Source organism: Dehalogenimonas sp. THU2 (genome assembly GCF_039749495.1).
In the GTDB taxonomy this organism is placed as follows: domain Bacteria; phylum Chloroflexota; class Dehalococcoidia; order Dehalococcoidales; family Dehalococcoidaceae; genus Dehalogenimonas.
Genome location: NZ_JBDLLU010000001.1, coordinates 60,128 through 82,111, shown reverse-complemented (window position 1 = coordinate 82,111; position 21,984 = coordinate 60,128). Strand labels below are relative to the sequence as shown.

Genomic DNA, 21,984 nt, shown 5'->3' with positions numbered 1-21,984 from the left:
GCAAAGCAATCTCGGTTCCCTTCCACTCTTTCATCCCCTATAATACCCCCATGACCGCCAAACTGCCGGACGTCCTTGCCCCGGACCTCGCTATCGTCTTCTGTGGCACCGCCGCCGGTTCCAGGTCCGCCGAAATCGGCGCCTACTACGCCGGCCAAGGCAACCTCTTCTGGCAAACCCTCGCCGCCACCGGACTGACCCCCCGGAAACTTAACCCGGAAGAATTCCTCACCCTTCTTGACTACCGGCTCGGTTTGACCGACCTGGTGAAGACTCAATCCGGCTGTGACCGTGACCTGTCGCTTTCCGGTTTCGATATTCCCGGTTTCTGCGACCGGATCAACAGATTCAGGCCAAAAATCATCGCATTCAACGGCAAAGCCGCTGCCAAAGCCTTTTTCGGTCGTTCGGTGGCATACGGCGGGCCGTTATTCGATGACCGGATCGGCGATACCGCCATATTTGTCTTGCCTTCGACTTCGGGGGCGGCGCGACGGTGGTGGGGGGAGGAACGTTGGGAGGACTTGATAAAAATGGTGTCCCATCTCAGCCATGATGACTGGGGTTTATCTAAACGGGATGCGTATCATCGTCTGCGTCGGGGGAAAATAACTTGAGACATTTTTCTAGGGAGTAGGGAGAACTTCTCAAAGACCGAAGCTATTATAAGCCCAAATATCGATATTTGAAGCAGCCCATCAACAATATTCCCTTTCAATATTAAATGCAAGGCAGGCCATGCAGCTGGAACTATCGCAAAAACGATTGCGCCTCTGAAATAATCCCATACTTTCCCCAACATCTGATCTGCATATCTTGCTTCTCGGACACCAAAATAGTACAAGAAAGCACCAACACATCCGGTAATCATCAGGACCACAATTAAGGTGTCATCTCCCCATACCAATTTTATGGTTTGACTTAACAACATCACGATGACACCTATGATGACACGTCGGCGCCATGTTTCAGGAACGCGTACCCAAATGTCTTCGAGGAATGAAGCCATTTTACTCAACATGGCTGATTATACCATCTCATCTTAGGGAGAGTTGCTTTGATATACATGGAGCCATTTTTCACACAACACCTCACCCTTATGACAAACCTCCTTTCTTGTCTGAAATTTTACTATACTTTGCTGGGTATTTTTGATATCATGCTGGTAACGTTGGAGGTTGATAATGTCCACTGAGTCTATGCTGATACGAGGAGTCCCGGAGAACATAAAATTGTGGGTAGCGGAGGAAAGCAAAAAACGCTGCTTAAGCCAGCAGGACTTTCTTCTGTCGGTTGTATGTGAAGCTTATGACAACGGGCGCCAGCGCACTCTTTTCAATGATTCAGTGATCACAGACGATTCCGGCAACCGTTATGGAAGCTCCTTCAGTTTCATTGACTTGTTTGCTGGTATCGGTGGTCTGAGGCTCGGTCTTCAGGAAGCCGGGGGGTTCTGTCTTTTTTCCAGCGAATGGGATATCAACTGCCAAAAGACTTATCGCTCTTGGTTTGGAGAAACTCCTAGAGGGGACATAAACTCAATATGCCCCGCTGATATACCTGATCATGACGTCTTAGCAGCAGGATTCCCGTGCCAGCCATTCTCTATCGCTGGATAAAGGTATCGCGGGAAAACCTGATATTGTCTTCAAATCCCGGAATAAATTGATATTCGTTCATGGATGCTTTTGGCATTCTCATTCCTGCTCATCGGGCAGGGTCACACCCGCAACCAATACAGGTTTTTGGAAAGACAAAAGGGAACAGACTATTGCTCGTGATCTCCGCAACGAACAAATTCTGAAAAGCCAGGGGTGGAGTATTCTGACAGTCTGGGAATGCGAGTTAAACAACCTCGATACCCTCTCCTGTAGACTCAAAACTTTCTTGGGCTGACTTGGAATTATTTTCGTCCCTGAAACCGCGATCACCTCAGTACGTCCCCACCCCCCCCAAATAATTATTTCCCAAACCCGCCAAAATCCCATTGACAACCCACGAGTAACCGTGTGGTATCATATGTTCTCCCCGGTCAGACACCAGCCTTCGCTATGCCCGTTCGCCTCACTCCGCTGCAGGCCTTAGGATGGATCACCGGGAAACTAACCGAAAGGACCGCCTTGAACAACCGTCACTTTGGATCTACCTGGTCGGACGCCATGAGCCACCTGCCGCTGGCTGGGCACAGAAAAACGGATTCGTTTCCTTCGTTTCCGCGAAGCACACGAATCTATCAGTCCTGTCTAAAGCTGAAGGCTGAAGGCTGATTGCTGATAGCTGCCCAAAGGAATTGTTTCAATTGTTTTCCCCTCCGAAAACAACCCGATACCAGGACCCGCGCAACGCCGGTACTGAGCATATCGCCATGTGTCCCACGAGATTGTCACCCGAAAATATCATCGAGGCTGATACAACCGCCCGTCAACCACATCTTAAATACTGAATACTTATAACTGACAGCTGACGGCTGATAGCTGATAGCTTGGCTAAAGGAATTGTTCCAATTGTCCGAATTGTTTCAGCGAAGCAATCCCACGTTTGGACCGTCGGATCTCAATCGTGAAAAATCGGGATTGTTTCCCAATGATGACATCGCAAGAAAAACAATCCCCCCCTCGCAGCCTCGTTTGGTCATTGAAATTTGAAACTTGGATATTGTCTGTAATTTGGAGCTTGGAATTTGGAGCTTCTCCGCCACTCCTATCTCCGGAGCGGGTTCTTCGTTATAATAAGTGCACCGGCAAAAAAACCGGACGCCGGTAAACTTCGATACCGCCAATCTACCGGCCAGAGGGGGTTTTTCCCAGGTGCAAGATGAGCGAGAGATAGTAGCGCGGGCTCAAGCGCGGGATACGGAGGCGTTCGGCCTGCTGTATGAGAAGTATTTCGACAAGATCTACCGGTATATCTGCATCAAGATCGGCAGCCGGACGGAGGCGGAGGACTTGACCCAGCAGGTGTTCATCAACGCCCTGGGATCCATCGGCTCCTATAAGGTTCGTGAAGTGCCTTTCAGCGCCTGGCTCTACCGCATCGCTCATAACCTGATAGTCGATTGTTTGCGACGAAGGACGCGGCGGCCGACGGTGGAGCTCGACGAGACGATGCCGCTGGCTGCTGACGACGACCCTGCCGCCGAGGTCGAAATTAAAATGGAAAGCAAGGAACTTATCGCGGCGACCAAGAAACTGACCGCGGCGCAGCAGGAGGTCCTGGCCCTGCGCTTCGGGGCGGAACTGCCTATCGCCGAGGTCGCCCGCCTGACCGGCCGGACCGAAGGTGCTGTCAAGGCGATGCAGCACAGTGCTGTGGCCGCCCTGCGGCGGATAATGTGTGAACAGATATGAACGACTCAAATAACAACGAAAATATGAATATCGACGACATCTTCGACGAGTGCCTGGAGGCTGTTTTAATCGGCGCCGCCACTATCGAAGCCTGCCTCGAACGCCACCCGGCCCACGCCGAAGAGCTGCAGGGGCTGCTTTCGACGTCGCTGGCCATCGCCCGATCGCCGGAACTGGATCCCACCCCCGGCGCCCGGATGCGCATCCGCGTCGCCCTGAACGAGAAGATGGCGGAGTGGGCCAAACCCAAACCGAAGCCCTTCTGGCGTCTCGGTTGGGCCAACGCCGTGGCTACCTTCGTCCTCGGCCTCAGCCTCACCGGCGGCGGGCTGGCCTATGCCGCCTCCGGCAGTATGCCCGGCCAGACGCTGTACGACCTTAAATTGGGCATGGAACAGGCTCTGGTCGCCATAACTCCCGGCGATGATGCCAGGATAGAGCTGTACGCCGCTTTGAACGACCGTCGCGTCGATGAGATCGTCTATCTGGCCAGTATAGGCGACTCCCTGACTATCGTCGAGGTCACCGGCCGGTTGCAGGATAACTTCACCGCCGCCGCCGCCTTGAAGGGTTTTCAGTTCGACGCCACGGCCGGTATACTGGCTGCGCCGCCTTCGTTCGAAGCGACGGTGCCCGGCATCGCTACCACGCCGGACGCTACCGATATCAGGACGGAGACTAAAAACCTCTCCACCTCTGACACCAACCTGGAGAATTATAAAACCAGTCAGTTGAACAACCTGGCTAGCAACGTCCCGACCGGAGCCTCACCGGCGGTGCAGGCCGCCATGGACCAGGCGGCCGCCATCATCCGCGCCGGCTACGACGCTTTGCTGAATCAAACCGAATAACCGCCCCGGCGGTTCGTCCCACCTGCATGATGGCAAACGGAGACGGGCGGCTTACACCGCCCGTCTCGACTTATTCGATAATGACTGGAAATTACACGGTCACCGGCTCCGGTTCGGCCACCCTCACCCGGCTCGCCGTCGAGGTCAGGAATCCTACGATCTCGTCGCAGGCGTTCAGGTGCGGCGGCATGAGGTGGGCCAGTTCCGCCCCGGCTGCCTGCTGCTTCAGCTTGTAGAGCTTGAAGGCTCCGTGCGGCAGGATGGTCACTTCCAGCGGCCGCAGCCCGGTGAAGTCCTCCAGCTCGGCATATGGCTTGTCCAGTTCCTTGAGTTCGGCATGGACCCGCGCGGCTGCCTCAGCCGCGGCGATGTGCTCGCCCTTCTTAAGTTCCACGTATACCCGCAGTTGGGGCTTCCCGCCGTGGACCTCTTTACGGGCCGTCCAGTTCTCATAGTGGACGCCGGAGTTCTCCAGAGCTTTCCAGATGACCTTCTCCGAGAGGCGGGTGAACCCGGCGATATCGATCTGGTCGTCGACACGGGACAGGAAGCGCATCTGCGGGATGTCGATATTCAGCTTGTCGTTCCGCAGGGCGGTGATCTGAACCAGGTGTCCCAGTCTATATCGGGCGAAAGCGCCGCCGTGGAAGTTGGTGATGACGAGTTCGTAATTGCCCGGCTTCAGCTCATCCATGAGATAGGTCGGCGGCTGATAGGACGGATCCTGCCAGCATTTGACCGCTTCAGCTTCGGGAATGAATTCGAAGAAGTTCATGTGGGGGATGAAGCTCATGCCCTCGTAGTCCCAGGTCTGCATGGCGATGATCGGAGCCTCGGTGCAGCCGTGGAAGTTCAGCGGGTAGCAACCCCACATATCCTTGATCTTGTCGCGGAAGATGTCGCCGTCGATGCCGTAGGTGATGAGACCCTTGAGCTTCCAGAGATCCCGAGGCAGCATCGGCCGGTTTGCCAGTTTGGCCGCCATCTTACCCTTGAGGAGACGGGCCAGGGTGCGCGGTTTTTTAACCAGCTTCTTGATATCGACCTTGCCGCCGGAGTTCTTGAACTTCTCCCCGATGGCCACCGTCACCGATGACATCGACAGGCAGTAGTCCATACCCCGGTCCAGTCCCATCTTGAAACCCATGTTGATGCGGTCCTCGAAGGAAATCTGCTCAGCTTCAGCCACGGGCGGCAGGAAGTCGAACATCTCGTGGGGGAAGACCCGGGTCATGGTGCCGGTGGCGTAAGGGGGAGGCGCCATACCGTAGAGGACGCGGTCGCCGGGGCGGATCTTCACATCGCGGCGTTTCTTGGCGCCGGAGAAGAATGACAGGGCAAAGACCAGGGCTTCGGTCTCGTCCATCATCCGGGCAGTCACCGGGGCCCAGCGGAAGGAGTATTCGGCGCTCTTGCCGGAGGTGTACTGCCACATGATCGGCTTGCGCGGCAGGACTTCCCAGCGGCGTTTCAGGAGGTAAGGGGCGTAATCCTCGTAACTGGTCAGCGGCACCATGCGCCGGAATTCCTCGACGGTGGTCGGATTGGCGCCCTTGAGGATACCGCGGCCCAACTGGCAGTTCTTGAGCAGTTCCATCTGCTCCAGGAGCAAGCGTTTCTGAATGCCCATGAACTCGCTCAGGCTGAGATCGATAAAGCCGCAGCAGCGGTCCCACATCTCGTCGTAATTGCCCTGGGCGAAGAGTTCGGCTAACTGGCTCATTTGGTTTGGACCTCCGATAATTTATTTCTTTTTAAGCCTTTGAGGAAGGCGGAGAGACTGTTTTTGGTGGGTACCAGCATGGGGGTGACCTTCTGGTACGCCGTGTAACCGGGGAACATGCGGGGAAATATCCAGCGGTCCTGGAGATAAACCAGTCCGGCGGACAGTACCGTCCAGATGATGCCGGCTTCCAGCGCCAGTATGGAACGGGAAGCCAGCGTCAATCCGCCCATCGAGAGAGCGAAGAATAACAGCCATGGATGGCGCACCAGGCGGTATAAGCCGCCGGTGACCAGTTGGCCGCTCGAGCCGGGTTCGACGTAAGTTTTGCCGAAGGGCAACGCGACGTAGAGGGAGTAAACCATCATGTACACCGAGACGAAGAGGAGGACCCAGCCCATCGGCGCCAGCCACAGCGGTAGGGGTAATTCCGGTCCGGTCACCGCGGTCATCACTGCTGCGACTACAAGCATACCGGTGCCCAGGAGCCATAAGACGGGCTTGATCACCAGCACCCCCTTCATGGACGCAAAGTCCAGGAGGTGCATCAGGAGGAAACCGGCGGCGCCAAGTAATATGTAATTCATAGTATCTGGAAATACTATGACAGGCGTTTGAGACGATTGGAAGGTATATAGTACTAGAACAATGTTCTAGTCAAAGCTGGCTACGAATAAAAAAATAATCTCCCCGTTTTGGGGAGATTAACCGGAACCCTATTCTTTTGGCCGTTACAGCAGGAAAGCTACTTCCACTTGATCTTGACTTCGCGGCCTTCTTCCGGGATATCCTTGTCCAGGCCGGCCATCTTGCTGGTGAGTTCCTTGAGATCGAGCGGTCCGTCCTTGCCCAGTTCCAACCCATAGCCGATGAAGAAATCGACAAAACTCTTCAGGAGTTTTTTCGTGTCTTCCTGAAAGCCTGCCATCTCTTCCTTCAGGGCGTAACGGTAGCTTTCCTTGTTGAGCATCTTGGCGAATTCCGCCCGGAGTTGCTCCAACTCTTCCTTACCCACGCCGGCGGCCGGCTTAGCCGTTTCCTTGAAATGGCTGTCGATCACGAAGTTGATGAAATCGGCCTGGGAAAGGTCGCCACGGTTGTCGTCGATCTTCTTTACCAGCTCAGCCGGTAAGATCAACATGCGCTTTTCGGTCATAAAGCTCCTGTCTTTGACGCGTCTTCGCCGTCGTCTTTGAGATCAAGGGTGTCGAGGATTTCGTCGATATGACGCAAAAGGACAAGACCCTTCTTGGTCACGCGGTAAGCAACCGAGGGATTGCCCAGTTTCACTGTGTCGATGAGCTCCCGCTCGATCATGAAATTGAGGTACTTCTGCAACTGGAAATAGCTCATGTTGACGGAATACATGATCTCCGTTTTACCGGCTTCACCGAGCCGCAACATGTCGGCGATAATTTCAATGCTGGACCGTCGTCGGTCTAATCTCATCTTGAACCCTTACTTACGTAAGCAATTATTTTAGAGCTAGTACTATTATACTACACAAGTCAATAGTATTGGTGTATTATTTAAACCAATTTTACGGTATCCTAAAGGGTCAATAATTGGAGGCGCTATGAAGGCAGATGAACTCTTGCGAGCAATGGTCAAAGCAGGGGCCTCAGACATGCACCTTAAGGTTCCGAATCCGCCGGTTTTCCGAGTCGACGGCGTACTGAAGCGGCAGCCCAACTACGGCTGTGTAACTTCGGGTGACATGGAACGGTTATTCAGAGAAATGACCACTCCCGTCCAGCAGGAGATTTTTCTCCGGACTAAGGAGCTTGATTTTGCCTTATCGATACCCGACGTCTCACGCTTCAGAGTAAACATCATGTACCAGCGCGGTACCATTTCTATCGTAGCAAGGCAGGTGCCTTTTCATATCATGACCATCGACATGCTGAATCTGCCAAGTATATTCAAGAGCCTGATCATGAAGCCGCGAGGTTTGATCCTTGTCACCGGACCAACTGGCTCAGGAAAATCCACTACCATGGCTGCCATGCTGCAACATCTGAACGAAAACCGTTACTCCAGCGTGATTACCATCGAAGACCCTATCGAGTATGTCTTCCAGGATAACAAGTGCATCATCGCCCAGCGTGAACTCGGAGGAGACACCACGACGTACCCCATTGCCCTTAGACACGCTTTGCGTCATGATCCTGATGTCATCGTCGTCGGTGAGATACGGGACGTTGAAACCATCACCACCGCCATCGCCGCGGCGGAAACCGGCCATCTGGTTCTGGGGACATTGCATACCATCAACGCCGTGCAGACCGTCGATCGTGTTATCGACATGTACCCTCCGGGACAACAGCACCAGATACGGATGCAGTTGTCCCAGGTTCTGGAAGCGATCATCTCCCAAACCCTTATAATCCGGGCCAATGGCCGCGGCCGGGTGGGATGTTTCGAGATGCTGCTGGCAACCACAGCGGTCAGGAACCTCATCCGCGAGGGAAAGACTTTCGAGCTTCACTCCATAATGCAACTGAACCGCCAGATGGGCATGCAGACGCTGGATCAGAACCTGGCGGAACTGGCAGCCAATGGTATTATCAGTAAAGAAGAATCCTTGATGAAAAGCGACAACCCCGACCGCCTGGAGCGGTTGATCGAGGACACCAAACGCAGTGTCAAGGGACCGGACCCGTTCAAGCGTTGATAGAGATATCACACAGTTCCCATTTTCCGATTAGGGGCCTCTAATCCGGTGGGTGGTGCATTATGGTACCATCGTCAGTGGCTTACGATTGAATTCCGTTGACATCTTACGTAGTGTCAGACATAATGGGTGCCATCGAACGTATACCTGCCGGAGTCGGTAAATTTTGAACGCTTGGGCCATCATCCCGCTGGTTGCCAGCTTTGTTTACGTTATTCTGTTGTTCCTTGTACTTCAGGACACAGAACGCAAGGCCAATCGCTTTTTCGCCTATTTTCTGAGCGTGGCTGCCTTCTGGAGCTTCGGTTCCTTCATGCTCGTTTTCAACCCGTCAGCGTCCCCATCCCAGCTGCAGTTCTGGAATGAGTTGGTTGTCACTGCAATCGCCTGGGTGAGCATAGCTTATTACCACTTCGTTCGCGTATATAATAATAAACCGGGTGGTATCTGGATATACCTGGGGTATGTGTTTACCTTTGCTATCCTGGTCCTGACATTGAGCGGTCAGGTCGTTACTAACGTCAGGCTGGTGAATGGCTATCTTTTTCATGACATACGGCCCTGGGACATTTTCATTGGGTCGGTAATCGCACCCTTTGTCATCGCTGGAATGTATATGCTGATCCGGCGTTATCAGAAATCAGTCGATCCCACCGATCGCAACCGGACGATATACCTTATCATCGGTTCCGGAGCGTTGATCCTGCTCAGTTACATCACTCCGTTCACCCCCGCTCTGGCCGGATTGACCACCGATCACATAGGAAACATCGTCAATGCTGCGTTGATCGCCTATGCGATTTCGCGGTTCCATCTATTGGATATAAAGCTGGTAGCCCGCCGCGGCCTCTCGCTGATCGCCCTGATCGTCATCCTGGCTGGCGCTTACACCCTCATGGTTGTCTTCCTCCGTGAGTTATTCCCTGGTCTTCCGGAAACCACAATCGTGGTATTTTCCGGAGTGGTGATCACGCTGATAGCGATATCGGCAAAACCTTTCACCCGATTTGTCACCGTATCTGTCGACCGGCTGTTTTATCGTGACAATTATACTCATCGTCAGGAACTGTTGAACTTCTCCGACAAGATGAGTCATATATTAAACCTGGATGAGTTGTCTCAAGCTCTGCTGCCACCATTATCGAAAGCTGTAGGTGTCACTCACGCTGCACTGCTGTTCCAGGATAATCCGGCTGCTGATTTTACGGTTCAATATGTCTATCCGGAAAACCAGGAATTAAGATCAGGTTTCCGTTTGCCGGCGGATAACCCCATCATCGAATGGATGGATCGTCAGGGCAAGGCTCTGGCTCCGTCTCAGGTCAATTCCATGCCGGAGTTCAAAGGCCTGTGGCAATCTGAGAAAGACCAGCTCGCTAATGCAGATCTCGCCCAATTGCACCCCATCAAGAGCCGGGACAAGCTTATCGGTTTGATTGCCGTTGGTAAAAAACATCGGGGAGGGGTGTATACCACCGAAGACCTGGAACTTATCGACCGGATCGCTTCGCAAGCCGGGGTCATTATCGAAAACGCCCAGCTCTATGTGCAAGCGACGACCCGTGCAAATACCGATGAACTGACCGGACTTTATAATCACCGCCACTTCCACGAACGAATTGAACAGGAGATCGGCCGCGGCAGCCGTTTCGGCATAACCTTCTCCCTGATCATTCTGGATCTCGATCTGTTCAAGGTTTACAACGATATCTACGGACACCTGGCCGGGGACCAGCTACTCCGCAAGGTCGGTCAACTGCTGCAAAGCTCAGTCCGAAATATCGACCTGCCCTTCCGGTATGGCGGTGAGGAATTCGCCATTTTGCTGCCGGAAACCCGCACGGACGATGCCTACAGGGTTGCCGAACGCCTTAGAAAGACGATAGAAGCTAAATCCAGTTTCCGCGAAATGCCGGTAACGGCCAGCCTCGGTGTGTCGACCTGGCCCGGTGACGGGTTGATGAAAGAAGAGATCATTCACCGCGCTGATACCGCCTTATACCGGGCGAAGCGCTCAGGGCGTAACCGGACGTGCATCCCTTCAGATACCGCCGGTGCCGAAATGCCCAGCCTTAACAGCGAACCGGAGCCTCAGCCCCAGGCGCTGTCGATCATCTATGCTCTGGCCGCTACCGTGGACGCGAAAGACCATTACACCTACGGGCATTCCCGCAAGGTCAGCGAATACGCGGTCTTGATAGCTGATGCGTTGAAACTCCCTGAAGAAACAGTGCATTTTATCCGGGCGGCTGGTCTTCTCCACGATATTGGCAAGATCGGTGTGCCTGATTCGATTCTGACCAAACCGTCAGCACTGGAACCTAAGGAATGGGAGCCGATCCGAACCCACCCGGAATTGGGCGTGGAAATTTTAAAGCATGTCGTCGATCTATCGAAATGCCTCCCGGCTATCCTGCACCATCATGAACATTGGGACGGCAGCGGGTACCCGAAGCAACTGAAAGGCGAGGCTATTCCGCTCGAAGCACGTATTCTATCAATCGCGGACGCTTACGATGCTATCACTTCGCCCAGGCCGTACCGGACCCAACTCAGCCTGGATGACGCGCTCAAGGAACTCAACCGTTGTGCCGGCACCCAGTTCGATCCAAAACTGGTGGCGATCTTTTGCAAACTCATGCAGCCGGGTGAAAATACCCGCGCTGAAATTGAGCGGCGCGCAGAACCGAGACTCACCGCCTCGGACGAGTAGCTAAAGGCAAGATTCTTTTACCGCGGGGAAGGCCTAAAAGCCCGAGCCGTGGAGCGTCACTTCATGATGATACAACTATGCAGCCGAAGGGCGGCCGGTGACGAACTCCAGGCTGAAATCGATCGCCGGGGCCGAATGAGTTAATGCGCCCACAGAGATAACATCTACTCCGGCTTCAGCCACATCGCGAACGTTTTCGAGGGTTATTCCACCGGAGGCTTCCAGGCTGATAGACGGAGGAACCATTTTCACCGCCTGTCTGATGTCGTCTACGCTCATATTGTCCAGCATGATGATATCCGGACCAGCTGCGATGGCCTGTTTTAGTTGATCCATATTCTGGACCTCGATCTCCACTTTCATCCCCTTGGCTCCGGCCTTGGCCTTGGCAATGCCCTCAGCGATGCTGATGCCCTTAGCCGTCATGGCGACCAGGTGGTTATCCTTGATAATGATACCGCTGGCCAGGTCCGGGCGATGATTCATACCACCGGCGGCATACACGGCATATTTTTCGATAAGCCGGAGACCGGGTAACGTTTTCCGGGTGTCGCTGATTTTAACATCCAGGCCCTTGACTCGTTCGACATAGCGAGCGGTAAGGGTGGCTACGCCTGAAAGATGACTGAGAAAATTGAGCATAACTCGTTCGGCCTTTAAAATGCTGACAACCCTGCCGGTAATCATGATTACAGGATCGCCCGCGTTCGCACGAGTCCCGTCCGGGATGTTAATCTTGACTTGCAGGCTAGAATCGATTTTCATACACGCGATGCGGGCAATCTCGCCACCACACACTAAGGCTGGTTCTTTAATTATGATGGCAGCGTTGCCTCCCATGTTCGGAGGGATGAGCAGTTCGGTGGTCCGGTCACCCCGGGCGACATCCTCCTCCAAAGCAATATCTATTGTGTTTTCAATTTGGTTTTGAGTTCCCATAACGTGAATCCTTCCTGTCGTTAAGCGCTAATAACAATATGCCGAAGCCACCGGTGAGAAGTTTCCGGAAAATCGGTGCGATAGTGACTGCCGCGGCTCTCTGTCCTGTACAATGCCGCTTCTACTAAAAGCCGCCCGGTGATTATCAGATTGCCGATCTCATATTCAGGCCGTCCCCCCGGCTCTGCGCCGGATATAATCGTGGACCATGACGCTAATTTCGTGGCGGCGGCTTCCAGACCAGGACCGTTTCGCTCTATTCCGCCCTCGTGCCAGAGTAACTCCTGTATCTCCTGCCTGTCGGGTAATGATAGTACCTTATGCGGCTTGATGTCGGCAAGTTTACGCCGCTCTGACGGCGTCATAATCACATTTTCACCCCGCCCTATACTCCGTTCGATGATCCGGCGGGAAAACACCAGCACCTCGAGCAAAGAATTGGACGCCAGCCTGTTGGCGCCATGGACACCGGTGCAGGAAACCTCTCCGGCGGCATAGAGCCCGAGCAGGGAAGTCGCCCCCCAGGTATCGACCCTTACCCCCCCGATCATATAATGTGCCGCGGGAGCTACGGGAATGAGGTCGCGGGTAATGTCGAATCCAGCCTCAAGGCAATGCCGGTAGATCTGGGGGAAACGGGTCATGACCGTTGTTGCCGGCAGATGAGTGACATCCAGATAAACATGGTCGGCGCCACTTTTTTTCATCTCGGAAACGATCGCCCGGGAGACGATATCCCTGGGTGCCAATTCCGCTTGTGGCGTGTATTCGGTCAGGAAACGGCGACCATCGGTCGCTCTTAGAAGTCCGCCCTCACCCCGCATTGACTCGGAAATAAGGAAAGGCGGCGCACCGGGGATCTTGAGCACGGTGGGATGAAATTGGAAGAATTCCATGTCGATGATATCGGCGCCGGCCCGGTATGCCAGGGACACACCGTCACCGGTGGCCACTTCTGGATTGGTGGTTAGGCTGAAGAGGTGTCCGGCACCGCCGGTGGCCAGGATGAGGTGGCGACAGCTATGGGCGTCACGTTGTCCGGTTTCGGTGTGCAGAGTGCCCAGCCCCACTACGCGCCCGCCCTCGACGATTATCCCGGTAGCCAGGCAATGCTCACTCACCGGAATGCCTGCCGAGCGGATCTGTGCGGATAGGGTCTCTTCAATGTAACGGCCGGTGGCGTCACCGCCGGCATGCAGAATCCGGGGTACCGAGTGAGCCGCCTCGAGAGTCAGCGCGATTTCCCCTTCCACGGTATCGAAAGGGACCCCGAATTCGATGAGATCCTTGATACCCAGAGCGGCTTCCTCGGCCAGAATGCGCACCGCCGCTTCATTGCAAAGGCCCGCACCGGCGCTTATGGTGTCTTTGAAATGCAGTTCCGGAGAATCCCCGGTCCCCACCGCGGCGGCGATGCCGCCTTGAGCGAAACGGGTATTACATTCCTCGATGCTTCCCTTGGTGACGATGAGCACTGAACCATGGCGGCGGGCAAGCAGGGCGCTGTAAAGGCCGGCAATGCCTGATCCGACGATGATATAGTCGTATGCCGCCAATTGTCCTCCGTCTGCTTCCCGCTTCGGGTTTCATGAATGGAATGTTCAGAACATCCCAGGGTTAACGGTGATTAGCTTTGAACGGTGACCTCATCTTCCTGTTTCATCGCTACCCCGCCTCGCACCAGCCTGAGCAGCGCACCGGACTCCGTCTTGACAACGATGCTTTTCTCATCCAGGGCCTCGATAACGCCGTAAATACCGCCGATGGTAATCACCCGATCGCCGCGTTTAAGGTCCGAAAGCATGGATTGTTGCTGCTTCTGGCGTTTTTGCTGGGGCCGGATTATCAGAAAATAAAAGGCCGCAAACATCAGAATCATGAAACCGACCAGGGTAAAAGTATCGCCTTGCATAATCAACTCCTTAGCTGTCAGCGTCCGTCAACTCCCCCCGGAGCGACCAGGGGCCGGTGGCGGTAATACTGATAGTTACTAATTGCCCTTTCAAGTCACGCGTACTCTTGAAGAAGACCAGTTTACCATGTCTATCACGCCCTCGCCACTTGCCTTTGACGTATTCTTCCACGAGCACTTCAACGTTTGAACCGAGAGTAAAGGCATTGATTTCCGCGGCAATACCGGTTTGCAATTCTTCCAGCCGGGCCAGTCGCCGCTCTTTCTCAATCTTCAGCACGTCATCTTCAAATTTCTCGGCGGCTTCGGTGCCGGGCCGGGGCGAATACACCGCCCCGTGCACCGCGTTGAATCTCAGGTCCGCGATCAGTTTAAGGGTGTTTTCGAATTGGGGCGCGGTCTCACCGGGGAAACCGACGATGATATCGGTAGTCAGAGCTATCCCGGGTACGGATTGCCTGATATCGTCGACCAACGCACGATACTCGGCGATGGTGTAACCGCGTCTCATGCGCGAAAGTACCTCATTGTCACCGGCTTGAGCCGGCAGATTGAGTGTCGGACAAACACTGGCCAGCCGCCCCATGGTGTCGATCAGGCGGCGGCTCATATCCTTCGGGTGGTTGGTAAGGAAACGCAGGCGGTACAGCCCTTCGACACCATCGAGAGCGACGAGAAGGTCGGCCAGATCCGGCTGATCTGGGAGATCGTGGCCGTAGGCATTGACGTTCTGCCCAAGCAGCGTTACTTCCCGGGAGCCACGACTCACCAGGGTTTTCACCTCAGCCACGATCTCTTGGAGGGGACGGGACCTCTCGCGGCCCCGGCGGTAAGGCACGATGCAATAAGAGCAAAAATTGTCACAGCCCTGGATGATGGGGACATGAGTCGCCACCTCCGGTTTGTTAGGCAGGATATCCCCAGGCAAATCGTCGATGAATGACGGCAGGGCGCCGGCGGGGAAAAAATAGTCCACCATGGGAAAAGTGCGTTTCATCTCCAGCGGGTCTTCACTCACCATGCAACCGGTGAGAGCGACACGAAGAGAAGGACGCCCCGCCTTCAGCTTTTTAAGTATCGCCAGGCGATTGGTGATCCGTTCCTCGGCACTCTGACGTACGGCGCAACTTACCAGCAGCACCAGGTCCGCCTCCTCCGGCACATCGACGGGTAGATAGCCTTTTTGTTCGAACAGGCCCTCCAACCGCTCAGCTTCGGCTTGATTCATCTGGCAGCCGATAGTGAATATATGATAATTGGGCATAATTCTCCTGAGATTCGACAGGCTTCTTCGGTTGGCGGCGTACATACGGGATCGAGGGTTAACGATATTATACGTTTCGAAAACGCAAGGCACAACCAAAGCGGACGGTCACCCCGAAGTAAAACTCACTCGGACAAAAGTACTGCCGCCCCCGGTTGGGGCGGCAGTGGCGAATGGGGAAATTTTATAGTTTAGGATTAAGGCCGGGAGATGAAGCTGGCAAAGTCAACTGCTGTTTTTTTCGGCTCAGTTGTCTTAGACTTGACGACAGGATCAGATACCGAATTAAGCGCCTCGGATCGGATTTCTTCCTGGGTGTTCTCGACGGAGGTTAGCTGTTCCTCGGTTTGAGGCGGCATCGGGAACTCATTAACGGGTACGGGCGCGGGCGCTTCTTCAAGTTCAAGTACTGTGTTTTCCGCTGATTCATCAGCCATCAACAGGTTGTCCGAAAGGCTTGCCGCCTCGGCCTGACGGCCATGAATGAAGTCATCCACCAGGTCAAGGGCTTTCTCCTCGGCCTGCAGTATCACCGCCTGCCGCATCTGCTCAGCGAGTCTGGCTCCTTCCTCCCGGACCGTATCCTGAAGATCGAGCACGATACCCTGGAGTTTGCGTCGGTATTCATGCATCGCCAGTGCGCTGGCGCGTTGAGCCTGGGATCTGGCCTGAATAGCTATCTGGTCGATCATCGGCAGGGCGGTTTTGATGGCCATTTCGATATCGCCGGTTTGGTTGGATTCGCTGTTGGTTTTATCGCTCATGATATGTTCTCCGATCGGATGCCATTCGTCCTTCTAATGATAATCCGGTCGCGACAACTGCGCAATTACCCATTAGTACCATTCATGATAGTAAATAGTACGGGTTGTGTGAGCTTATCATAGACCACCGACACAACGGAAAACTGGGGGAAACTGGCGGAGGGAGGGAGATTCGAACTCCCGACCCCGGTTACCCGAGGTAAGCACTTAGCAGGCGCCCGCACTAGACCACTATGCGATCCCTCCATCCGAGGCCCGGCCGTATAATATACCATACGCGGCAAACGCTCTCAAATAGGGGTCAGGGCAGTCTCTCAGTCTTCAGACGAATCGGCTTGATGTTCTTCTTCGGCCTGTCTTTGCCTGGTGTCCATCCTGTGTTTGCCCAGCCAGGCCAGAAAACCACCGATGACACCCAAACCTATCGCTACGCCGAACATCACCGATCCCTGGCTGAAAATAACAGCGGCATACATCGTGGCTATGCCCGCCAAAATCAGACCCAATCCTATGAAACGTATTATCATACTCTGGCTCCTATGACTACCAATACCCGCGGCAGCTGCCCTTATGATATACTAAACTGAATCTGATTCACAGGAGAACTCAACTGGAAACTATCGACCTGGCCCGGCGTATCGCCGATATAGCCTCAGAAAAGCAAGCCGAAGATATCATCGTCACCGATGTCCGCGGTTTATCCAGCATCACGGATTACCAGGTGGTCGCATCCGCCGATAACCAGCGACTGGCGCGGGCGGTGTTCGATGACGTGATCGAAAAATTGAAGAAAGACGGTATCCGGCCACTCTTTTCCGAAGGCGCCGGTCCGGACTCGGATTGGCTGATCGTGGACTATGGTGCGGTGATGCTACATATCTTCGTTCCGGAAAAGCGTGCCCTTTTCGATTTCGATCGGCTTTGGCCCGAAGCCAAGACGGTGCTGGCGCTGCAATAACGTCTCTGGCAAACAATCAGGCATTGAGGCCGCTGTCGTCGATGATAGCGGCCTGACTTTTTCGGCTACTCCATCACTCTTCGTCTCATGACCATCGCCGCTATGAGGAAAAGAACCACGGTGGTGATGACCACGACCAGGAGTGAACCCAGCGTGGCCGCCGAAAATTCACCGGTGACCAGGGCTCGCATCAGGTTAACCGCTGGGGTTAGCGGCAGGAACGGGCTGATGTCGCCTACCACCGATGGCAGATTATCCAGGGGGAAAAAGGCTCCGGAGAAGAAGGTCATGGGGGCGATGAACAGGGTGAAGTAATAGTTGAAGCTGTACACTGAAGACGCCACCGAGACGAAGATGATGGCCAAACAGGAGAACAACAGGCCGATAAGGAAAGCGGCGAAGGGTATCAGAAGCGCCCACCAGGACTCTAGAAGTCCGAAAAACAGCGACACGGTCAGGATGATGGTGGCGGTAATGATGGAACGGGTGGCGCCCCAGAGAATCTCCCCGCCGACGATGTCCTCGATATTAAGGGGTGTTGCCATTATAGCGTCGTAAGTCTTGCGGTATTCCATGCGGAAATAAGCGCCGTAGGTACACTCGAAGGTGGCGGTGGTCATGGAGTAGCTGGCCAGGATGCCGGGGACGATATAGTTGATATAGTCCTGCCCCTCGATGACGCCGATATAAGCCCCGAATCCCAACCCGATAGCCCCAAGCAACAACACCGGCTCGATCATGAACGCCGGGGCTAACGACCACCACAAACGGATGAAGACGTCGCGGTTGCGCTGCCACATGCGGACGGCCCGGAAAGAAGGCAGGTGGATCATTCCACCAACCCCCGTCCGGTAAGGCGGATAAAGACATCTTCCAGAGTACCCAGCCGCTGCCAGACGTTGAAGCCGATTTTATCGAGATCGGCGCAAAGTGTTTCCGGGTCGCTGTGGAAGACCTGCACGAGACCTTCCACCTGGTCGAACTGGAGTCCGCGGCTGTTCAAATCGGCGAGCAGTTCTGAGCGGCGGGATTCATCAGGCAGTATTTCAACCACCCTTGGTCCGACGTGCTGCACGACGAGGTTTTTGGGGGTATCGAGTGCAAGAATATGGCCCTGGTGCATGATGGCCACCCGGTCGCACAGGACGGCCGCTTCATCCATGTTCTGGGTCGTCAGGAGCAGGGTGACGCCGCCGCCTTTCAGCTCCTTGAGCTTCTGCCACACCAGGTATTTGGACTGAGGATCCAGCCCCACCGAAGGCTCGTCCAATATGATGATGCGCGGTTTGTTCATCAGGCTACGGGCGAGCAGGAGCCGGCGCTTCATGCCGCCGGACAGAGTCTTGATCTTTCCCAGGGCTTTGTGTTCCAGCTTGAACAATGCCAGGACTTCCCGGGAGCGGCGGAGAGCTTCTTCGCGGGGGATCTCGAAGTACCGGGCGAAGACGGTCAGGTTTTCGATGACCGAAAGCTCCGGGTCCAGGTTGTCGCCCTGCGGCACCACGCCGTAGAGCGATTTGATGCGCCGCGGTTCGGTTGCCAGATCCATGCCCATCACCTTGATGCCGCCTCCGGTGATCGGGGAAGTGGTGGTGAGCATTTTGACCAGAGTGGTCTTACCGGCTCCGTTGGGTCCGAGCAGCCCGAAGCATTCGCCTTCAATGATATCCAACGACACTTCATCGACAGCGGTCAGGTCTTTGAAGCGCTTGGTCAGGTTGCGGATCTCGATGGCTGCGGACATTTGGGTAATGATAGCACCGCAGTCAGACATGGGCAAATGGGGGAGGTCAGCTCATCGTGCCCTGGCGCAGGCTGTTGAGGAGGTACTGGATCTCCGTGGCTGACACGCCGTAGCGGTGCAGGGCGTGGCGGGTAATCTCCAGGCTGGCCTCGAACTGGGGCCGGACCAGTTCATTGACGCCGATGTTCTTGAGGACATCGGCGTCGCGGTCGCGCTCCACCCTGGCGACGATGTCGATCCTGGGGTTCAAAGTGCGGGCGTTTTTGACCGTAAGTTCAACATCGAGGAAACCAGGGAAAGTGCAGACCAGGAGTTTGGCTTTTTCCACCTGGGCGCAGGCCAGTATCTCCGGATTGGAGGCATCTCCGTAGATGCAGGGGATACCATGCCGTCGCAACTGGGCGATCTTCTTGGGGTCGAGTTCGATGACCAGGTATGATAGGTTGCGCCGGGTAAGCACCTTGGTCAATGCCTCCGCTGAACGTCCGTGCCCGCAGATTACAGCGTGCCCGGACATGATCAAAGTAGATCTGGCGCTGGAAATCTCGCCTCTCAGGTTGAGCAATTTTTGTCCGAAGCTTGCGCGCTCCAGACGGCGGTAGAGTGAATTGCCCAGGCTGATGATGAACGGCGTCAACACCATGGTAGTAATGGCTGCCCCCAGCGTCAGGGCGTATGTGGTTTCCCGCAATATCCCGGCAGCCACACCGACACCGGCCAGTACGAAGCTGAACTCACCGATCTGGGTCAGTCCAAAGCCGGTAAAGAGCGCGGTTCGGGCGCTGTAGCCGAAGACCAAGGGAACAGCGGCGCAGATGATGAACTTGAGAAAGACGATGAAAAGCACCACTGCGATGACCAACCACAGGTTGCCAACGATGAACGAAAGATCGGCGAGGGTGCCGAGGGACACAAAGAACAACGCGCCGAAGGCGTCGCGAAAAGGCACGATATCCGCCAGGGCCTGCCGCGCAAAGACCGATTGCCCGATAAGCAGACCGGCGATGAAGGCCCCGACCGCCGCCGAGACGCCGAAGAACTGAGCCGCGATAGCCGCGGCCAGCGACAGGGACACCACGGTGATTAGGAACAGTTCCCGGGACCTCGCCCGGGCGACGCGTTCCAGGACGCGGGGCAACAGCCACAGGCCCAGACCGGCCATGACGACGATGAATCCCAGCGCCTTCCCACCCGCGTCCAGGAGAGCTGGTCCGATATCCGCGCCCTCTTTGCCCAGCGTCGGCAGGATGATCATCAACGGTACCAGCGACAGGTCCTGTACCAGCAGAATACCAGTCATGATGCGCCCGTGGGTGGTATCCAGTTCTCCGCGCTCCATCAGCAGCTTGAGGACGATGAGAGTCGAACTCAGCGACATCAGGAAACCGAAGAAAATCGATTCGGGCGTAGCCCAACCCAGAACCTTGCCCAGGCCGAAACCGGCAGCGGCGGTCAGCAATATCTGGGAGATGCCGCCCAGTATGGCTACCGCGCCGATGCGCCGCAGTTCGGAAAGGGAGAATTCCAGACCCAGCGTGAACAAAAGCAGGATGACACCGATGCCGGCCAAAGCCTCGATGGCCTCGGTTTCCTGCACCAATCCGAGTCCGTGGGGGCTGACCAGCATACCGGCCAGCAGGTAGCCCAGGAGGACCGGGAGTTTGAACCGGTGCGCCACCACGCCGCCGATGACAGCGGCGATGAGCACGATGATGAGTTCAAAACCCAGACTCAGGTCTTCCAAGCGCCGCTCCGGTCTATCTAAGGATTCCCAATTTTAACATAAGGACAGCTACCACAGTAACCTGGCTGGCATCGCAGCCCATAGCTTGTGTATACTAGGGTGTTATGTCTAAAGTACGTGTCGGGATACTTAACGTCACCGGTTACGCCGGGGTGGAACTGGCGAGGCTGCTCGCCGGGCATCCTGACGTCGAGTTGGCTTCCGTCACCGGCCGCTCCGCCGCCGGGCAGCCGCTGGGAAAAATCTTCCCCCATTTGGAATCTCTCGGTTTGACCATCGAAGAAGAATTGGGTGAGGTGGACTTCGTTTTCTCGGCCTTACCGCACCACGAGAGTTCAGCTCAGTTATTACCGTTCATCGAAAGAGGCGTCAGGGTCATCGACATTAGCGCCGACTTTCGGCTTACAAACCCATCCCTGTACGAGGAATGGTACGGTTTCCCGCACCCGGCGCCCGAACTCCTGTCAGACGCCGTTTACGGTCTTCCGGAGCTTTACAGGGAATCGATCAAAACCGCCAAGATCATCGCCAACCCCGGATGTTACCCGACTGCCTCGATATTGGCGCTGGCCCCAGCCCTCAAAGCGGGCATCGTCGCCGGCAAGATCGTCATTGACGCCAAGAGCGGTCTGTCCGGGGCCGGCCGCAGCCTCAACTTCCGGAGCCACTACTGCGAGGCCAACGAGGACGTCACAGCCTATGCGCTGGGCAACCACCGACATCAGCCCGAAATCCAGCAGGAGCTGACCGCCCTCGACAACAAGATCGGCGACATCACCTTCACACCCCACCTGGTACCGATGGCCCGCGGTATCCTGGCCACCTGCTACGCGCCACTCAGGGAGAACGCGCTGGCCGAGGAGATAACCTCCCTCTATGCCGAGTTCTACCGCGACAAGCCTTTCGTCCGGGTGATGAGCGAGCCGCCGCACACCAAATACGCCACCGGCACCAACCTGGGTCTGATCCACCCTATGATCGACCGGCGAAGTGGCTTTTTGATCGTGGTGTCGGTCATCGACAACCTTATCAAGGGTGCCGCCGGTCAGGCAGTCCAGAACATGAACCTGATGCTGGGGTTCCCTGAGACCGCAGGACTCCCGCTTTTTGCCCAGTATCCCTAGCCCGAGAGTCCGGGCTGGGAATTGTTTATTCACGATGCTTTTATCTGGAAACAATCCCGATTTTTCACGATTGGGATCCGGCGGTCCACACGTGGGATTGCTCCGCTGAAACAATCAGTACAATTAAAACAATTCCATGGGCGGTGTCAGTTACCAGTAATCAGCCGTCAGTTATCAGCTTTCAGTTTTTAAGATGCGGTTGACGGGCGAGGTTTTTTCGACCTCGA

General features: G+C 55.3%; 20 protein-coding genes, 1 tRNA gene and 1 pseudogene. 8 read left to right on the top strand and 14 right to left on the bottom strand.

Annotation, left to right across the window (positions count from 1 at the left end; genetic code table 11):
* Positions 1-50: 50 nt before the first annotated feature.
* From ABFB09_RS00390 to ABFB09_RS00375, 4 genes and pseudogenes are all read left to right on the top strand, one after another.
* Entirely contained in the window at positions 51-617 is a 567-nt protein-coding gene (locus tag ABFB09_RS00390; RefSeq protein ID WP_346999058.1) for a mismatch-specific DNA-glycosylase, read from the top strand.
* 729 nt (positions 618-1,346) lie between these two features.
* Positions 1,347-1,616, top strand: a pseudogene (locus ABFB09_RS00385) (DNA cytosine methyltransferase); the annotation flags it as partial.
* Between the two features lie 1,116 nt (positions 1,617-2,732).
* The gene (locus ABFB09_RS00380; RefSeq protein ID WP_346999056.1) at positions 2,733-3,347 is read left to right on the top strand and encodes an ECF subfamily RNA polymerase sigma factor, BldN family; all 615 of its coding nucleotides are present in this window, start codon (positions 2,733-2,735) and stop codon (positions 3,345-3,347) included.
* Positions 3,344-4,198, top strand: a complete 855-nt coding sequence (locus ABFB09_RS00375; protein ID WP_346999054.1) for a DUF5667 domain-containing protein — start codon at positions 3,344-3,346, stop codon at positions 4,196-4,198. The genes ABFB09_RS00380 and ABFB09_RS00375 overlap by 4 nt, the downstream gene beginning before the upstream one ends.
* A gap of 91 nt (positions 4,199-4,289) precedes the next feature.
* On the opposite strand, the gene ABFB09_RS00370 is transcribed toward ABFB09_RS00375, so the two are convergent.
* The 4 genes from ABFB09_RS00370 to ABFB09_RS00355 all read right to left on the bottom strand — a co-directional run bounded on the left by ABFB09_RS00370 (position 4,290) and on the right by ABFB09_RS00355 (position 7,370).
* A complete protein-coding gene (locus ABFB09_RS00370) occupies positions 4,290-5,921 on the bottom strand; it encodes a GH3 auxin-responsive promoter family protein (RefSeq protein WP_346999052.1) in 1,632 nt (543 codons plus the stop codon).
* The gene (locus ABFB09_RS00365) at positions 5,918-6,508 is read right to left on the bottom strand and encodes a methyltransferase (RefSeq protein WP_346999050.1); all 591 of its coding nucleotides are present in this window, start codon (positions 6,506-6,508) and stop codon (positions 5,918-5,920) included. The genes ABFB09_RS00370 and ABFB09_RS00365 overlap by 4 nt, the downstream gene beginning before the upstream one ends.
* Positions 6,509-6,666: 158 nt before the next feature.
* Positions 6,667-7,077, bottom strand: a complete 411-nt coding sequence (locus tag ABFB09_RS00360) for a hypothetical protein (protein WP_346999049.1) — start codon at positions 7,075-7,077, stop codon at positions 6,667-6,669.
* Positions 7,074-7,370 carry a winged helix-turn-helix domain-containing protein gene (locus ABFB09_RS00355; protein ID WP_346999048.1) on the bottom strand — a complete coding sequence of 99 codons (297 nt, stop codon included), beginning with the start codon at positions 7,368-7,370 and terminating at the stop codon, positions 7,074-7,076. The genes ABFB09_RS00360 and ABFB09_RS00355 overlap by 4 nt, the downstream gene beginning before the upstream one ends.
* A gap of 127 nt (positions 7,371-7,497) precedes the next feature.
* On the opposite strand from ABFB09_RS00355, the gene ABFB09_RS00350 reads away from it, so the two are divergent.
* Positions 7,498-8,595 (top strand): type IV pilus twitching motility protein PilT, encoded by a 1,098-nt coding sequence (locus ABFB09_RS00350; RefSeq protein WP_346999047.1) that lies wholly within the window; start codon positions 7,498-7,500, stop codon positions 8,593-8,595.
* Between the two features lie 166 nt (positions 8,596-8,761).
* Positions 8,762-11,308 (top strand): diguanylate cyclase, encoded by a 2,547-nt coding sequence (locus ABFB09_RS00345; protein WP_346999046.1) that lies wholly within the window; start codon positions 8,762-8,764, stop codon positions 11,306-11,308.
* Between the two features lie 75 nt (positions 11,309-11,383).
* On the opposite strand, the gene nadC is transcribed toward ABFB09_RS00345, so the two are convergent.
* The 7 genes from nadC to ABFB09_RS00310 form a co-directional block, all read right to left on the bottom strand.
* The gene (nadC, locus tag ABFB09_RS00340; RefSeq protein ID WP_346999045.1) at positions 11,384-12,247 is read right to left on the bottom strand and encodes a carboxylating nicotinate-nucleotide diphosphorylase; all 864 of its coding nucleotides are present in this window, start codon (positions 12,245-12,247) and stop codon (positions 11,384-11,386) included.
* Between the two features lie 20 nt (positions 12,248-12,267).
* Positions 12,268-13,803, bottom strand: a complete 1,536-nt coding sequence (gene nadB / locus ABFB09_RS00335) for an L-aspartate oxidase (protein ID WP_346999044.1) — start codon at positions 13,801-13,803, stop codon at positions 12,268-12,270.
* Positions 13,804-13,874: 71 nt separating this feature from the next.
* Positions 13,875-14,159, bottom strand: a complete 285-nt coding sequence (yajC, locus tag ABFB09_RS00330; RefSeq protein ID WP_346999043.1) for a preprotein translocase subunit YajC — start codon at positions 14,157-14,159, stop codon at positions 13,875-13,877.
* A 10-nt stretch (positions 14,160-14,169) separates the two neighbouring features.
* Entirely contained in the window at positions 14,170-15,423 is a 1,254-nt protein-coding gene (gene miaB, locus ABFB09_RS00325; protein WP_346999042.1) for a tRNA (N6-isopentenyl adenosine(37)-C2)-methylthiotransferase MiaB, read from the bottom strand.
* Between the two features lie 197 nt (positions 15,424-15,620).
* Positions 15,621-16,187: a hypothetical protein gene (locus ABFB09_RS00320; RefSeq protein ID WP_346999041.1), complete on the bottom strand. Its 567-nt coding sequence runs from the start codon at positions 16,185-16,187 to the stop codon at positions 15,621-15,623.
* A 154-nt stretch (positions 16,188-16,341) separates the two neighbouring features.
* Positions 16,342-16,433 (bottom strand) — tRNA-Ser (locus ABFB09_RS00315).
* A gap of 68 nt (positions 16,434-16,501) precedes the next feature.
* A complete protein-coding gene (locus ABFB09_RS00310; RefSeq protein WP_346999040.1) occupies positions 16,502-16,714 on the bottom strand; it encodes a hypothetical protein in 213 nt (70 codons plus the stop codon).
* Between the two features lie 56 nt (positions 16,715-16,770).
* On the opposite strand from ABFB09_RS00310, the gene rsfS reads away from it, so the two are divergent.
* A complete protein-coding gene (gene rsfS, locus ABFB09_RS00305) occupies positions 16,771-17,145 on the top strand; it encodes a ribosome silencing factor (RefSeq protein WP_346999238.1) in 375 nt (124 codons plus the stop codon).
* A 65-nt stretch (positions 17,146-17,210) separates the two neighbouring features.
* Here the strand turns inward: rsfS and ABFB09_RS00300 are convergent, their stop codons facing one another.
* From ABFB09_RS00300 to ABFB09_RS00290, 3 genes are read right to left on the bottom strand one after another with little or no spacing between them, the layout of a single operon-like run.
* Positions 17,211-17,978, bottom strand: coding sequence for an ABC transporter permease (locus tag ABFB09_RS00300; protein ID WP_346999039.1), 768 nt, complete (start codon positions 17,976-17,978; stop codon positions 17,211-17,213).
* A complete protein-coding gene (locus ABFB09_RS00295; protein ID WP_346999037.1) occupies positions 17,975-18,889 on the bottom strand; it encodes an ABC transporter ATP-binding protein in 915 nt (304 codons plus the stop codon). The genes ABFB09_RS00300 and ABFB09_RS00295 overlap by 4 nt, the downstream gene beginning before the upstream one ends.
* A gap of 46 nt (positions 18,890-18,935) precedes the next feature.
* The gene (locus ABFB09_RS00290) at positions 18,936-20,633 is read right to left on the bottom strand and encodes a cation:proton antiporter (protein ID WP_346999035.1); all 1,698 of its coding nucleotides are present in this window, start codon (positions 20,631-20,633) and stop codon (positions 18,936-18,938) included.
* 104 nt (positions 20,634-20,737) lie between these two features.
* On the opposite strand from ABFB09_RS00290, the gene argC reads away from it, so the two are divergent.
* Positions 20,738-21,757, top strand: a complete 1,020-nt coding sequence (gene argC, locus ABFB09_RS00285; RefSeq protein WP_346999033.1) for an N-acetyl-gamma-glutamyl-phosphate reductase — start codon at positions 20,738-20,740, stop codon at positions 21,755-21,757.
* Positions 21,758-21,984 lie beyond the last annotated feature (227 nt).